Raw genomic sequence first — 15350 nt, 5'->3', positions numbered from 1 at the left:
AATGGCCCTTGAGGTTTTTGAACCCCAAGAGCCATATTCAACCGCTATGTTGTTAATAACACCGCTGTTTTACACTTCCTGATACAGCTTGCTGCCTTCCTGGCGGAACTTCTCCGCCTGCTCCTCCATGCCTCGCTTGACGGATTCCGCGTCGCTGGCGCTTTCTAGTGTGCGGTCGCGGTAGGTATCGCGTACCTCCTGGCTAATCTTCATTGAGCAGAACTTGGGCCCGCACATGGAGCAGAAGTGCGCGACCTTCGCCGAGTCCTTGGGCAGGGTTTCGTCGTGATAGCTACGTGCGGTATCCGGGTCCAGCCCGAGGTTGAACTGATCCTCCCAGCGGAATTCGAAGCGCGCTTTCGATAGCGCGTTATCGCGCCGCTGCGATGCCGGGTGCCCCTTGGCTAAATCCGCCGCGTGGGCGGCAATCTTGTAGGTGATGATGCCGGTCTTTACATCCTCCTTGTTGGGTAGGCCGAGGTGCTCCTTGGGCGTCACATAACAAAGCATGGCACAACCAAACCAGCCGATCATCGCAGCCCCAATGCCCGAGGTAATATGATCGTAGCCCGGTGCGATATCGGTCACCAGCGGGCCTAAGGTGTAGAAGGGCGCTTCATCGCAGTACTCAAGCTGCTTGTCCATGTTCTCTTTAACAAGGTGCATGGGCACGTGACCGGGGCCTTCAATCATCACCTGCACATCGTGCTTCCAGGCAATATGGGTCAGCTCGCCCAAGGTCTTGAGTTCGGCCATTTGCGCTTCGTCGTTGGCGTCCGCAATGGAGCCGGGGCGCAGGCCGTCACCCAGAGAAAACGCCACATCGTACTGCTTGCAGATCTCGCAGATCTCCTCGAAGTGGGTATACAGGAAGCTCTCTTGATGGTGGAACAGGCACCACTTGGCCATGATCGAACCGCCCCGAGAGACAATGCCGGTTACACGGTTGGCGGTGAGCGGTACATAGCGCAACAGCACGCCCGCGTGAATGGTGAAGTAATCCACACCCTGTTCGGCCTGCTCAATCAGCGTGTCGCGAAACACCTCCCAGGTGAGGTTTTCGGCCACGCCGTTGACCTTCTCCAGCGCTTGGTAGATCGGTACCGTGCCGATGGGCACCGGCGAGTTGCGGATGATCCACTCACGGGTTTCGTGGATGTTCTGCCCGGTGGAAAGATCCATGATGGTATCCGCGCCCCAGCGGATACCCCAGGTCATCTTGTCCACTTCCTCTTCAATAGAAGAAGTCACCGCTGAGTTACCCAGGTTGCCATTGATCTTGACCAGGAAGTTACGCCCAATAATCATCGGCTCACTTTCCGGATGGTTGATGTTATTGGGAATGATCGCCCGGCCGCGAGCGACTTCATCGCGCACAAACTCTGGCGTAATCTCCTCCGGAATGCTGGCGCCAAAGTTCTGGCCGGGGTGCTGGTGGCCCAGAATCCGCTCGACCTCGGCGGTGCCCAGCGCTTGGCGACGCTGGTTCTCGCGAATCGCAATAAACTCCATCTCCGGCGTCACGATGCCAAGGCGGGCGTAGTGCAGCTGGGTCACGTTGCCTGACCGGCCGTCTTTTGTAGGGAGTGCCCGGCGCGGAGTGCGTTTGAGGTCGAAGCGCAGCTGGGCAAGGGTCGGGTCGTTGGCGCGGCGCTTGCCGTACTCCGATGACAGCCCCTCCAAAAATTCGGTATCTCCGCGCTCATCGATCCACGCCCGACGCAGTTCTGGCAAGCCCTGGCGCAGGTCGATCTGTGCTGCGGGGTCGGTGTAGGGGCCGGAAGTGTCATACACCAGCAGCGGCGGGTTTTCCTCATCGATGCCGGTGGTCTTGGTGGGCGATAACGTGATTTCACGAAACGGCACGCGGATATCCGGGCGTGAGCCTTCAACGTAGCGCTTTTGCGAAGCGGGTAGCGGCGCGATGGCGGCGGCGTCTACCTGGGCGGTTTCGGCCAGAAAGTGAATTTTTGTAGCCATGTATATTCTCCCTATAGAGCAAGTAGGGAGGACAAGCGGAGAGAGACAGGGGCAGGGTGGTTCTAGCCTGTGGTATCTGCATGTCGCTTGATCCCTACGCTGGTCCTAACCAGATCAGGTTCAACGGGATCAGTGCTATTATTGAATCGGCACCATCTCAGCCAGCGTTACCGGCACCCCGTCAAGCGTTACGCGCGACAGCCTGCCGCGCTAAAAGCAGTTTGATGCAGCCAGGGAAATGAATCAAGCCATCCAGTGGCGGCTAATTTTATTATGTCCATGGTCGCATTTAGTGCTGAGGCCGGTTTAAAGTAGGCCAGCGAAGTGAATAGATGAGCATCCATGATCAGTAATTTTGCGCTTGCAGGCTGGGGCAGTTATCGGCCTCAAAGAAGGCTCTCCTCACTCGACCTGGATAAGGAGCAGGGCTTTACGCCCGGTTGGACAGAGCGCCAGTTCGGTATCGCCGTTCGCCACGTTGCCAACGGTGACGAAACCACCTCGGTCATGGCAGCTATCGCCGCTCGTGAAGCACTGTCTCAAGCGGGATGGGGCGAAAAACGGCCGGATGTGATCATCGGCGGCTGTGGGGTAATGGAGCAGCCCATCCCTTCTACTGCCGCGCTCGTGCAGCACCATCTTGGCCTGGGCAGTTCCGGCGTTCCCAGCTTCGATGTCAATCAGACCTGTCTCTCTTTTGTAACGGCGCTGGATATTGCCGCTATGGGCATTGCCTGTGGGCGCTGGAAGCGGGTACTGCTGTTTGCCAGCGATATCGCTTCGGCGGGGTTAAACCCCAATGATCCCAAAACGCGCGCTATTTTTGGCGATGGCGCAGCGGCGTTGGCGATCGAAGCAAGCGACGATCAGCAGCAGGGGTTATATGGAAGTGCATCGGCCACCTATGGTGCACACCATGGCCTTGCCCAGCTACGCGCGGGCGGCACCAGACTGCGCCTCGAAGAGGGCTTCGAGGCGTTGAAGGCAGGTGCTTATTTCAAGATGGATGCCTTCGGAATTTTCAAGGCATCTGCCAAGACGCTACCTGGCGTCATCGATAAAGCTCTGAAGCAGGCCAATATCACCCGCGACGAGCTGAACTGTGTGGTCTGCCATCAGGCTAGCGCGCCTGGCGTCGAGCATGTGCGGCGGCTATTTGCACCGCGCAGTGAGCGTGTGATCAATATCTTTGCCACCACCGGCAACCAGATTGCTGCCTCTATTCCCACTGTGCTTGCGCATGCGCTGACCACTGGTGCGGTCAAGCGGGGTGATTATCTTTTACTGCTGGGCACGGCGGCAGGCATAAGCGCCAGCGCCATGGTGCTGCGCGTATGAGTCGGCGTCTCTTGATTACTGGAGCCACTGGTGGGCTAGGCATGGCATTGGCCCGTGAGGCGCTATTGCGCGGGCACGAAGTTCGCGCGACCGGACGCTCACGCGCCGCAGGCGAGGTATTGACAGCACTTGGGGCTGAGTTTATCGCGGCGGATTTGACACACCCGCAAACCGATCTGGCGCAGCTTGTGGCAGGCATGGATAGCGTCGTTCATGCCGCTGCCTTGTCAGCCAGCTGGGGGCCGAAAAAAGCCTTTGAGCGTCACAACGTGACAATGACCGAACAGTTACTTAACGCTGCGGCGCAAAGCGGTGCGTCACGCTTTGTGCTAGTCTCTTCGCCGTCGATTTTTGCCGCCTACCGCGACCGCCTCCTAATTGACGAGCAGAGCCAGCCCGCGAAGACGCCACTCAATCACTACGCGCGCACCAAACTGGCCGCCGAAAGGCTCGTACTGGCGTCGCGGCGAGACGCTCTGCATTGTTGTACCATTCGCCCCCGCGCGTTGGTCGGTCCAGGGGATCGCGTGATTCTCCCCAAACTTGCCGAACTGGCCGGGCGCTCGCGAGTGCCGCTACCCAGAGGAGGGCGAGCACTGATCGAGCTGACCGACCTGCGCGATGCGGCATGGGCAGTTTGTGAAGCCGAAGCCCGCACGCCACAACTTGCCGGGCAGGCAATCAATATTTCCGGTGGCCAGCCCGTTACGGTGCACGAAGTGGCGTATCGATTGGCCAGGGTACTGGGTAAATCTCCGCGGTTCATTTCATTACCGGTAGGACTGGCCCGTGCGATTGCCGTGCTTCAGGAGCAGTGGGGAATGCTGACCCGCGCCGAACACGAACCGCTGTTGACTCGCTACAAGCTGGCCACGCTTGCTTACTCGCAAACCTTTGACCTGGCGCCCGCCCGACATCTGTTGGGCTATCGGCCCCGCTTTGATGCCATGGCCACCTTGCTGGCGCAAGCCCAGCAGCTAGCTTTGCAGGAGGCTTCATGATTCGCGTTGGCTTTCGGTGGCTGGCGCGCGGCCTTTGCCGCCACCCCGAAGCCGCAACGCTCTCCGGCGGGCGTTTCAACCCGGTGGATTTTCCCGCGCTAGTCGGCGTGATTGAACATCCCACCCGCGGGTTGTTGCTGTTCGATACCGGCTACGACCCTGCATTTGTGGAGGCGACGGCCCCTTTCCCGGAACGCTTCTACCGCTGGGCGACGCCAGTTGAGGTGGGTGCGGAACACGCCTGGCATACCTGGCTTGCCGCCCATGGCATCAACGATAGCGATATTACCGCGACCATTATTTCGCACTTTCACGGCGACCACGTTGCCGGCATGCGCCACTTGGCTGAGCGGCCTATCTACTGCGCCCGCGCTGGATTGACCGAGCTGCGCGCGCCCGGGCGTTTCAAACGAGTGCGCCAGGGGTTGCTTCCCGCGCTGGTGCCTCAGGCCGCTGATGCCAACGCCCGTTTTTTTGAAGAAGCCCCCGCGGTCGCGCTGCCCAGTGGCTTCGCACCCTTCAGTGAGGGGCGCGATATTCTTGGCGATGGAAGCCTGTTGGCCGTCGAGCTGCCTGGGCACTGTGTGGGGCACTGGGGGCTGGCGCTGCGCACCACGCAGGATCAGCTCATACTGCTAGCCGCCGATGCCGTTTGGCTCGGCAAGTCGATTCATGAGCGCCGCCCGCCGCCACGGCTGACCACCGCGCTGTTGGGGAACACTCGCTGCTATCGGGCTACCCTCGCTAAGCTATGCGCCGCCGCCGAGCACAACACTGAACTTACCATTCTGCCCTCGCATTGTGCCGAGAGTGCGCAACGCTTTCGAGAGCCCCATGCGCGTTGACCAACTGGCTGCCGCCTGGATGCGCACCCGGCGGGCACTGCATCTCTCGTCTAGCCAGCTGGCGGCGCGGCGCGCTCGCCAATGGAGGCAGCTACAGCCGGTGCTGGCGCGCACTCCTGCGCTGGCGGCGGTTGCCTGGGGGCCGTGGGAAGCGGTCCCGATTACCGAAATAGCCGCTCTGCGCGCTGACTACGGCGCCTGGAACAGTCTTGGCCTGAGCACGAAAATGCTGCATGCCATGGCGGATGCCGCCGAGCAGGGCCTGGCAACGGGGTCGCTGTCAGCCGGCTGGTCGACCGGCAGCAGCGGCGCTGCCCGCGGGCTCTTTTTGGCCACTCCTAAAGAGCGTGCCGATTACCTGGGCCAGAGCTTGGCGCGGCTGCTGCCCGCTCGCGCGCTGCTGGCCCGCCAGCGGTTGGCCCTGCATCTCCGCGCCAGCAACGCTCTCTACAGTGATGTACAGCGCAAGCGCTTCGTCTTTGGTCATTTCCCATTGGATGACTCAAACGAGCAGACGCGCAGCGCACTGGAGGCGTTTGCGCCCACGATTCTGATCGCGCCGCCTCACCGACTTGTCGCACTGGCAGAGGCGGGCATGAACCTGCCGACATTGCGCCATCTGTTTGTGGGCAGCGAGCCACTGGGGGAGGCCGAACGCAGCGCCATCACCACGCGGCTGGGGTGTGCACCGCGATCGATCTATCAAGCCACCGAAGGGTTTTTGGGTGCCGAGTGTGCCCATGGTCATCTGCATCTCAATGATCATTCGCTGATCATCGAGCTTGAACCGGTGCCCGGCACGCCGGGCTATCGGCCGATCATTACCGATCTGCGCCGGGTCAGCCAGCCCATTGTGCGTGTACGCGGCGATGACTATATAGAGCTAGGCGCGTCCTCCTGCCCCTGCGGATTTGCCGGGCGCATCATTTACCCGCCCCAAGGGCGAGTGAGCGACGTATGGCGCTTCGCCCAACGCACCGTAACGCCGCCTCAGGTAGTCGCCGCAATGGAGAGTGCACTGGGGGGTGATGCACTCTGGCAGGCAGAGGCCCGGTTTGAGCGTGTGGTGTTGCATCTCTCGCCCCACTGCCTGGCCCGCGACGCCGAGCGTGCCAGCGCCACGCTTATCAGCAAGTGCCAATTGCCGGTGCCGGTTGAAGTGGTGCGTGACCTGACGGGCTGGCAAGGCCCCAAACGTCGCCGCGTAGTTAGCCATCATGGCTAGGCGGGTATTGATTACCGGCGCGCGCTCGGTGGCGGCGCTTGAGCTTGCTCGTGATTTTTCCGCTGCTGGCTGGGAGGTGCACCTGGCGGACAGCGCCGCCGCGCGAATGGCACGCTGTTCGACGCTGCCCGTCCGGCTGCATCGTCATCCCGCGCCTCGGCAGCAGGGCGGTGCGTTTCGTCAGTGGGTGAGGGCGCTGGTCGAGGAGTACTGTATCGAGCTGGTGGTACCCACTTGCGAAGAGGTGTTCCATTTAGCGGCGCCCAGCCTGCATGCCTGGCTGGGCGGTAGGCTAATGGCGCCTTCGCTCGAGACATTACGCACGCTTCACGACAAGCTCTGCTTCGCACGCCATTGCCAGAAAGCGGGGTTGCCGGTGCCCGAAAGCCAGCCCATAGAGAGCGCCGACCAGCTCGCGACGTATCGCACGACCTGCCACGAATGGGTGTTTAAACCACGCTTTAGCCGCTTTGGTGATCGAGCGTTGATCGCCCCGAAGGCGGCTCGCTTTGCCCAGTTGCGCCTGGACCCCGCACAGCCCTGGATGGCTCAGGCGTATATCTATGGCGAAGAGGCCTGCTTTTACGCCGTTGCCCATCATGGCCAACTCACCGCGTTCAGTGCTTACTGCTCGCGCTGGCGAATGGCGGGCGGCGCCAGCTATGCGTTTGAGCCGCTAGACGCATCGCGCCATGCCAAGCTTCGCACGCTGGCCATCCAGTTGGCGGCCAGCGCCAGGCTGCATGGTCAGTTCGCCTGCGATGCCATCTTTGATGTCAATGAGACGCCTTTTCTACTTGAATGCAACCCGCGGGCAACCAGCGGTGTACACCTGCTTGGCGGCGCAGGGCACCTTGCCCGGGCGATGGGCGATGGTATACCGGCCCCCGATACGCCGCCCACCATACGCTACCTGGGCGCGGCCATGTGGCTGTTGGGCTTGCCTACGGCGCTCCGCCATGCCCGTTTGGCCCGTTGGTGGCGCTGCCTGCGGGCAGGCCGGGATGCGGTCTCTTCCCCAGGTGACCGCTGGGTACTGGTCGGTGCCCTGGCCGACGCGGCAGGCTTTGCGCTTAACGGCCTTCTTCACCAACACTCTACCAACGCCGCCACCACTCATGATCTGGAATGGAACGGCGAGGAGCTGCCCTGATGAGCTTTCCCCAAGCGGTGCTGGATGCGTGGCATCTGGTAGCCTTGTCTCGTGATATGCCGCGCGGAAAAGCGCGCAAGGTAATGTGTTGCGATACGCCCATCGCTCTTTTTCGGACTGACGAGGGCGTTGGGGCGTTAGTGGACCGCTGCCCTCATCGCAACTACCCGCTATCCGAAGGGCGTGTGATGAATGGCACACTGGAATGCCCTTATCACGGCTGGCGCTTTGCTCGCGATGGACGTTGCGCCGAGGTGCCGGGATGCCAGGTCGAAACCGCCTGCGATGTGCGCCTGGCGGCAACGCCACTGTGGGTACTGGAGCGTCATGGAGGGATTTTTGTCGCGCTCTCGGATGCCGCGCCCGCTGAACCAGCATTCCCACCGGATCTAGGCAATCCGGCGCTGGATCACTTCTGGTGGCAGCAGGGCACTTGGCGGGGGCGCGCCTTCGATGCCATCGAAAACGTGATGGACCCCTTCCATACCAATCACCTGCATCACGGCTTTATCCGTCGCCGTGATAAGCGTTTGCCCGTGGAACTCATTGTTACCAGCCATGGCAACGGAATAGATATGAAAATTGAGCAGACCCAGCCTGATACGGGCCTGATGTCACGGTTTCTCGAGCGCGACCGCTCGCACAGCGTCTCGCGCTACTACCCGCCCACCACGGTGCAGGCGCGCTGGGAAGGGGAGACGCAACTGACGCTCTGCGTCACGGCGATTTTTACGCCGGCAACCAAGGACACCTTTACGCCCTTTGCCTGTTTTTCAACGCCTAACGGAATGGCGCCTGGCTGGCTCAAACAGGCTGCCATTCGTCTGTTTCTGGCCCCAGTCGTTGCTCAGGACCGCAAAGCCCTGGAACGCCAGCACGAGGTGATGACCCACTTTGGCCAGCCAAAATTCATCTCAGGCCCTGGCGATATCCTGAAAACTCGCTTGCACCACCTCTGGATGGGCGAGACGCTGCCCAAAGGGGAAGACCCGGCCGTGAAGGTAATGCTTTAGAGATGGCACGCGTTGCGCCTATTCGGCCAGCGTCAGCCCCATCTGCCAGAAGTCGATCTCCAGGCGCGTGGCATCACGAAATATCTTGCTAAGCTCCGCGAAGCGGGCAGGTGTGACATCGGCCAGGCGCGTATCCAGCCACTCAAGCTCGGCGCGCATTGCGTCTTGAAACTCCTCGCCTTCGTACATTGCAATCCAGGCGTCATACGCGTTATCCCCACCGCGCACCGTAGTGCCCTGGGCGTTCAGCCAGTTGGCAATTTCACCGTAACCCACCAGGCAAGGCGCAAGCGCCACGTGTAGGTCGAGCAGATCACCACGATTGCCGGTATCCAGCACGTAGCGTGTATAGGCCAGCGTCGCCCGCGCTTCGGGCAGCTCGGCAAGCTCCTCTTCCGAAATACCCCATTCGCGGCAAAAGCCGATATGCAGCCCAAGCTCCACATCCACGATGGCTTTCATACCTTCATGAGCCTGGCGCAAGTCGGCAAGGGTGGGGCTTTTATAAGCGGCCAAGGCATAGGCACGGGCGAAATGAATCAAAAACAGGTAATCCTGCTTCAAGTAGTGGCGAAATGACGCTTCAGGCAGCGTAGCGTTGCCGAGCTTTCGCACGAAGTCGTGCTCGATATAAGCGCGCCAGTCGTCCTGGCAAGCGGTGGTGAGATCGGTAAAGCAGTAACCCATACATCCTCCAGAGTAGTGATCCAAAGGGCAGGCGAGAAGATCGAGGAAATGGCGCGGAGGGTGGCTTGCGATCATGAGAGAGATAGCCGGCGCCATCGCTTGATCCCTACGCCGGTACCCGCGCTGCGAACTTATGTAAGCAATAGCGCATTAGCCGGATCAGGTTCAGCGGGACCAGCGCTTGGCATCCTCAAAAGGACACGCCCTGCGCCATCTCAGCCGGATTCACCGGCACCCCGTCAAGCAGTATCCAGCGCAGTGTAGGAGGCGTGTGGGGGGAGATGCAAGAGAGCGGACGAGGGTGCTACGTGTTAATTTGAATTGATTATCAACACTCATCATTAAAGCATGATGCGATCAGGAAGTACCGCCATTGACTACTGATAACAAGACGGGTTGGGAAGCCTTCTATTGCGCCAATCAAACGCGAGCCACCTCACCGCTATTACGACGCGCTCTAGGCGATGAGTGCTTACCCAAAGGCAACGGCCATGCTATCGATTTAGGCTGCGGAGGCGGCATCGAAACCGCGCTACTGTTGAAGGCGGGTTGGAAGGTATTGGCTATCGACAAAGAGCCCAACGCCATTGCGCGAGTTGAAACACTGAAAGCTGAATTACCCAGCGCTGATCTGACCATTTTGACTTCGAGTTTCGAGGAATTGAAAGGTCTGCCATCGTCAGCCCTGATCCATGCGGGGTTAAGCCTGCCGTTCTGCGAGTCTACGCATTTTCCCGCGTTATGGAACATGATCCTTTCAGCGCTTGAGCCGGGAGGCTTATTTGTCGGGCACCTCTTCGGTAACCGGCACGATTGGGCCAAGCATTCAGCAATGAGCTTTCATTCGACACAAGGAGTAGAAGCCCTTTGCAACGGTTTGGAGGTCGAGCTTTTTCGCGAAAGTGAAGGTGAGGGCGGACTGGTAACGCACCACTGGCACCGGTTTGATCTTATCTTAAGAAAGCCAGCGGTTTGATTGAATCGCCTTATTTAATGTGGGAGGCACGTGCCTTAATCGCTTAATAACCCAAGCATTACCTCACTTCAGCGCCCGTCATCGAGGCATGGGCCCCTGTTCCCTGAAAGCGAATCCATTAGCAATATGTCTTCTTAGTACGAAGGCTATCGCGTTTCATCCGCAAGGTAGCCCGGACCCTATCCATTAGCTTGATGGGTATCCCTTTGTATTAATCTTTATATGTGTTTATGCACAGTGTTATTAAGAATGGCAAATCGTGCCAGCATGCGAATTTTGGATAGGCAGCCAAAATTTACTTTGCTAGCAATAGAATCAATGAGGTAGATTTGGTTTAGGCGGCTAGATAACCTCAATGAACGTGCTGGCGCGTTCATTGAGGTTATGCCGCTGGCTATATAATCACTGTTATGCAGTCAATGAATAAAGTAGTATTCAAATGGAAAAAATATACCACTACACAAGTTTTGAAACGTTCAAAAAGATAATTGAATTTGGGACGATCAGGTTAAACTCGCTAGCTAATGTTGACGATGCGGAAGAAGGTTTGTTGCTTGATATGCCTTCTCAGGCACCGTATACATTTGCAAGCTGTTGGACGAAAGATGCTAAAGAAAATGTGCCATTATGGAAAATGTATGTTGACTCCCCTTTCGCCGTAAGAATAGGAGTCTCACCGGATATCCTAGTTCCAAAATTTTCTGAAAAGCATTTTATATCCAACCAAAAAAATAAAGATTCTTATGTTTTTTTGATGCATCGTGGTGGTTTAAGAGGTATGGAGTTTTTATCAGATGTTATCTACACAGATAAGCCCAGACTTAAAATGCTTAAGAATCTACTCGGGATATTTGACACAGACTATCTCTCTCATTATGGCCTGACTAAAAGTTTGCACTGGGAATTTCAAAAAGAAATAAGATTCATTGTCCAAGCTGTACCTAAATCACAAGTCAGGAAGAGGCCTGATGCATTGCTCTATACTTGTTGCCAAGAAGTTATGGATAATGCCGACCCTACAGATATAGATTTTATTGATATGGAGTACGAAGTTAATAAAATGCTTACGGCTGAAATAATGTTAGGTCCATCCACACTTGAAGAAGATGAAAAAGAGCTTAAAAGCTTTCTAGCTGAAAAATTACCACGTTTTTCTGGAGAAATTTCAAGAAGCGAAGTTTATATCAGGCGCTAGTAGTGGAAGGCATAACAAAGCGCTGCTACGGAAAATTTACTCGCTGGCGCTCCCAATTTCCGCAGAGCGCGGCGTTAGAGCTTTAAGCAAATAATGGAGTGTTCCTTGAAAAAGTATGTAGCAAAATCATTATCGGAATATGTATCAATAGCCACCTCAGTTGCAAATAATTCTGATGATATATGGTTTAGAGGCCATGCTAGCGCTTCATACAGGTTGGTACCCTCTGCGTTGCGAAACACAACAGCTTTTACAGACGGTAGAGGAAATAAAGTTGAAGACGGTCAAATAGTAATATCAGAAGGGGGCGAAGTTACAGGCGTTAGTCCAGAGAATATGTTTTATGAGTTTAAATCTCGAGCCGTGCCCTTTTTAGAAAGAGAACCTGCAAACAATTTTGAGTGGATGTTCTTAATGCAACACTATGGAGTTCCAACTAGATTATTAGACTGGACTACAAACGCATTAGTTGCATTGTTTTTTGCTATAGAATCTAATCCAAGCTCTAACGAAGAAAGGTTATATGACTGTTCTCCGGAGGAGCAGTTTTTAGAAAATGATGAATTTTGCACCGAAGGTGCAGCCATTTTTGCTATGAGCCCGTCCGAATTTAATAATTGCTCTCTTTCAAGTCCATCGAAAATATACATCTGCGAAGATTATGACAGATGGAGCCATTATTTTGATCCAATGAATGAGAACAGTCGGGATAACTTCCTACCTATTGCTGTTCAGTCTAGCCATATAGATACCAGAATAAGGTCTCAATCGGGTCACTTTACTTTGCATGGAGCCAATATATGGGAGTTAGATTATTACAATGATATACGAGCAATATTAAATAAAATTTTTATTCCATACGAGGCGGTTCCTCAAATGTTGCGAGATTTACAAGGCTTAGGTATAACAGAATCATTTATATATCCAGGGTTAGAGTCGCTGTCACGTGATATTAAAAGAAATGAATCAATCAACTTTCACCGCGAAAAGCTCTAACAAATTGCTTAAATAGGACGCAAACAGCTTGGCTTGCGCTCCTACGTCGCTAATTTTAGCCAAGCGTTTTGCTCCTCTTAGCAAGGCGTTAGCAGTTCGAGTTGCCCATGAACTAAGAGTTGAGATATATAATGAGTATGGATTACTGGGAGTGTCAGCAAGAAGAAGCCATGAGCGAGTATTACGAAGGGCTTTATCTTTCTGAATTTAAAGAGCGTGCAATTGATGAATTTACAGCCGAACGACTAAGCTCTTATTATATTGATAATTCAAATCTCTTAGCTGACTCATTTCGTGCGCTTGATGAGGCGAAGAAGGTTTCTTCTCTTTCACCCACATCAGGTTTAATAATGGCTGCAATTTCTATTGAAATTGCATTTAAAATAGGCTTGCTAAAACCAATAGTTTTTGGTTTCGTCCACAGTGAGGCTGTCGCTGAGTCAATATCAGATACAGTAATTAAACAGACAGGAATTGACCGTTTCAAGGCTTTATTGGTTGCTTTGATAAAAGATATATCAAATATTGATATAGTTACATATAAAAGGTATGGTCAACAGCAGAGCTCTCTTTGGGATGAGCGAGGAAAGGTGCAAAACTTGAGAAATGCAATTTCTCACCGAGGCTCTCTTAGCTCCGTTGCAGAGTGTCAATTTGCAATTGATGTTGCAGACGCAGTCCTACACGAACTTTTGCCAGGTGTTTTAAGCTCATTAGGGTTAAGCTTGCAAAATAAAGTTATCGTCGAATGAAACTGCTAACAAGTTACTGCACCGGAAAAATAACTCGCTGGTGCTCGTCATTTTCCGGTGAGTAAAGCGTTAGAAATATGGAGGTGGCAAGTTGAGAGATAGGTTGTCTAAGTCAGCGGTCAGCGAGCTGGCCCCGCTGACATTTAGCGAAGACCTTTCTTTTTGGGAATGCGAAAACTTCGTATTGGAAACAGCTGTAACGAAACATGATTTTGCATATTGGGCAGCTCACGTCCTTTATCTGCAGCTCTATTTCGACAAGTCCGATGATCATTATTCAAGTAAAGAAGAATTCCCAAAGCTTAAGCAAATTATTCTAGATGGCCTAGAGCATCATGGATTTACACAGCAATATGCAGAGATTGACTTATGCTCAACAGAGGCAGAGTTAAATAAAACTGTTATACAACAATATACAGATGAAACTCCTTTGTATTCAAAAGTCAATAGTTTGTTACGTATGGGGAATCTTGGTAATGATGTTGGTGGAGACCCGTTAATACCTTGGGTTTTGCATTTGAATGCTATATTGCGTAAAGAGGAGGAGTATCTGGGCACCGTTTATAGGGGAGCTCAATTATCAAAAAACGATTTAGATAAGTATGTTATAGGGCATCAATTTGTCTGGTCATCTTTTACATCGGTTTCAAAGACTGAAGCTAATTGCTTAGGTGGCAATGTAATATTTAAAATAGTGCCAAAAAGCTCGTTATCCACCTATGGAAAAAGAGCTGCAAGAGTGATTAATCAATACTCCTTCTTCCCCGAAGAAGAGGAAGCTTTGCTACCGATCGGTTGTGCTTTTAGAGTGGAATCGAATAAAGAAACGAAATCCGGGAAGTACGAGATTGAACTGGCGCTATATGACCATTTATAGAAATTTCTAACAAGCGCATTTTATCGGACTGTTTTCCGCTGCGCTCCAAACCAGCCGCAAATGCGGGCGTTAAGCAATAGAAGGAGTACCACAATTGATTGACGAGAGTAATCCTGCGGGAAGATTGCACAAGATATTGTCGGATGCGAAAAGACGAAAGGACCAGGACAAAGTTCGGGAAGTTTGGGCATCTGTCCTAGGTATTGAGCAGGATGAGGTGGTAATTACTAAAGCGGTTGTGGAGCTATACTCCCTTTCAAATGAGATTCAATCTCTAATAAAGATGAACAACCAGTTGAATCACCAATTGTACTTGAAATCATTCAGTCAAATTAATCGAGCATTTTTCCCGCTTAACTTGGGCACTAATTGGAATTCAGTCAAACAACACCTCACTGATGAGGCACTTACAAGATTACAGTTTTGCGCTGAAGAATTATCCACATTTTATACGGAAGATACGTTATCGGATGAGGACCTAGCGGAAATAATCTCGAAAACGGAAGCTTTGTTTGAATCGGTATTCAATTCATCTCTTCCAGATGTACTGCGATTAGCGCTCCTTGAAGAAGTGGAGCGCTTAAGAAGCTCAATAAGCATGTATAGAATTAAAGGTGCTAAAGGGCTTAAGGAGTCGCTACAGGGAACTATCGGAGCTGTAGTAGCCAACCAAGAAGAATTAAAACAAGCAGCACCCCAAAATCCTGACGTGCTAAAGCGATTAGGCGAGCTCATTGATAAACTGGACTCATTCACTGCTAGAGCTCTCAAACTAAAAAAAATGGTAACCAAGCCCATCCGACATTTGCTAGAGAAAGTAACAGATGCGGATATAACGGATGGTGATTATGAAGTGGAATCCGACGCTTAACAAAGCACTGCAGCGGACGAGCCGCTGAATGCGGCGTTGAGGCTGTAGAAAAATCCCGCTGATGGCCAGGTTTTGGTAGGATCGAGGAAACAGACGAGGAGTGGTCAGCATGCCGCGCTTCAAGGCTTATAACTACGATCAGAACGCCATGGTGGTGATCAACTACCAGGATCAGCTCCAGCCAGGTACTTTTGAACACGCCGTGCACTACCTGATCGAGCACAAGCTCGACCTATCCGTTTTCCATCCCAAGTACCGCAACGATGCGACCGGTCGGCTGGCCTATGATCCGGCTATCCTGCTCAAGATTATCCTGTTTGCTTACTCAAAAGGCATCACCTCCAGTCGTGAAATGCAATGGTGCTGCGAGACCAACATCATTTTCAAAGCCCTTTCCTGCGATACCGTTCCCCACTTCACCACATTGGCCAGCTTCGTCAG

Annotated in this window: 15 protein-coding genes and 2 riboswitches; of the genes, 13 read left to right on the top strand and 2 right to left on the bottom strand. The window is 53.9% G+C overall.

What is annotated here, in order from left to right; translation table 11 throughout:
• Positions 1 to 69: 69 nt before the first annotated feature.
• Positions 70 to 1980 (bottom strand): phosphomethylpyrimidine synthase ThiC, encoded by a 1911-nt coding sequence (thiC, locus tag D467_RS0118445; protein WP_018919021.1) that lies wholly within the window; start codon positions 1978 to 1980, stop codon positions 70 to 72.
• 74 nt (positions 1981 to 2054) lie between these two features.
• Positions 2055 to 2171: riboswitch (TPP riboswitch) on the bottom strand.
• Between the two features lie 151 nt (positions 2172 to 2322).
• On the opposite strand from thiC, the gene D467_RS0118440 reads away from it, so the two are divergent.
• Genes D467_RS0118440 through D467_RS0118415 form a run of 6 tightly spaced genes read left to right on the top strand, consistent with a single transcriptional unit; the run spans position 2323 to position 8555 of the window.
• Complete coding sequence (locus D467_RS0118440) at positions 2323 to 3318, top strand: 3-oxoacyl-ACP synthase (protein WP_018919020.1); 996 nt, start codon at positions 2323 to 2325, stop codon at positions 3316 to 3318.
• Positions 3315 to 4319: an NAD-dependent epimerase/dehydratase family protein gene (locus D467_RS0118435; RefSeq protein ID WP_026285842.1), complete on the top strand. Its 1005-nt coding sequence runs from the start codon at positions 3315 to 3317 to the stop codon at positions 4317 to 4319. Before D467_RS0118440 ends, D467_RS0118435 begins: the two co-directional genes overlap by 4 nt.
• Entirely contained in the window at positions 4316 to 5164 is an 849-nt protein-coding gene (locus tag D467_RS0118430) for an MBL fold metallo-hydrolase (RefSeq protein ID WP_018919018.1), read from the top strand. Before D467_RS0118435 ends, D467_RS0118430 begins: the two co-directional genes overlap by 4 nt.
• Positions 5154 to 6389, top strand: a complete 1236-nt coding sequence (locus tag D467_RS19500; protein WP_018919017.1) for a hypothetical protein — start codon at positions 5154 to 5156, stop codon at positions 6387 to 6389. Before D467_RS0118430 ends, D467_RS19500 begins: the two co-directional genes overlap by 11 nt.
• Complete coding sequence (locus D467_RS19495; protein WP_081621253.1) at positions 6382 to 7542, top strand: ATP-grasp domain-containing protein; 1161 nt, start codon at positions 6382 to 6384, stop codon at positions 7540 to 7542. Before D467_RS19500 ends, D467_RS19495 begins: the two co-directional genes overlap by 8 nt.
• Complete coding sequence (locus D467_RS0118415; protein WP_018919015.1) at positions 7542 to 8555, top strand: Rieske 2Fe-2S domain-containing protein; 1014 nt, start codon at positions 7542 to 7544, stop codon at positions 8553 to 8555. The genes D467_RS19495 and D467_RS0118415 overlap by 1 nt, the downstream gene beginning before the upstream one ends.
• An 18-nt stretch (positions 8556 to 8573) precedes the next feature.
• Here D467_RS0118415 and tenA read toward each other — a convergent pair whose 3' ends face one another.
• Positions 8574 to 9242 carry a thiaminase II gene (gene tenA, locus D467_RS0118410; protein WP_018919014.1) on the bottom strand — a complete coding sequence of 223 codons (669 nt, stop codon included), beginning with the start codon at positions 9240 to 9242 and terminating at the stop codon, positions 8574 to 8576.
• 86 nt (positions 9243 to 9328) lie between these two features.
• Positions 9329 to 9491: riboswitch (TPP riboswitch) on the bottom strand.
• Positions 9492 to 9615: 124 nt separating this feature from the next.
• Between tenA and D467_RS0118405 the strand changes: the two genes are divergently transcribed.
• The 7 genes from D467_RS0118405 to D467_RS0118375 form a co-directional block, all read left to right on the top strand.
• The gene (locus D467_RS0118405; RefSeq protein ID WP_018919013.1) at positions 9616 to 10218 is read left to right on the top strand and encodes a class I SAM-dependent methyltransferase; all 603 of its coding nucleotides are present in this window, start codon (positions 9616 to 9618) and stop codon (positions 10216 to 10218) included.
• Positions 10219 to 10657: 439 nt separating this feature from the next.
• Entirely contained in the window at positions 10658 to 11413 is a 756-nt protein-coding gene (locus D467_RS0118400; RefSeq protein WP_018919012.1) for a hypothetical protein, read from the top strand.
• Between the two features lie 105 nt (positions 11414 to 11518).
• The gene (locus D467_RS19775; RefSeq protein WP_040460665.1) at positions 11519 to 12409 is read left to right on the top strand and encodes an FRG domain-containing protein; all 891 of its coding nucleotides are present in this window, start codon (positions 11519 to 11521) and stop codon (positions 12407 to 12409) included.
• Between the two features lie 131 nt (positions 12410 to 12540).
• Complete coding sequence (locus D467_RS0118390; RefSeq protein WP_018919010.1) at positions 12541 to 13161, top strand: hypothetical protein; 621 nt, start codon at positions 12541 to 12543, stop codon at positions 13159 to 13161.
• Between the two features lie 103 nt (positions 13162 to 13264).
• A complete protein-coding gene (locus D467_RS0118385) occupies positions 13265 to 14038 on the top strand; it encodes an ADP-ribosyltransferase domain-containing protein (protein ID WP_167324164.1) in 774 nt (257 codons plus the stop codon).
• 94 nt (positions 14039 to 14132) lie between these two features.
• Positions 14133 to 14909 carry a hypothetical protein gene (locus D467_RS0118380; protein ID WP_018919008.1) on the top strand — a complete coding sequence of 259 codons (777 nt, stop codon included), beginning with the start codon at positions 14133 to 14135 and terminating at the stop codon, positions 14907 to 14909.
• A gap of 109 nt (positions 14910 to 15018) precedes the next feature.
• On the top strand, positions 15019 to 15350 hold a 332-nt coding region (locus tag D467_RS0118375), incomplete at its 3' end, for a transposase (protein ID WP_018918092.1).

Source organism: Vreelandella zhanjiangensis DSM 21076 (assembly GCF_000377665.1).
GTDB classification, from domain to species: Bacteria; Pseudomonadota; Gammaproteobacteria; order Pseudomonadales; family Halomonadaceae; genus Vreelandella; species Vreelandella zhanjiangensis.
The sequence above is the reverse complement of the archived record's forward strand: the minus strand, read 5'-3'. Positions and strand labels throughout refer to the sequence as shown.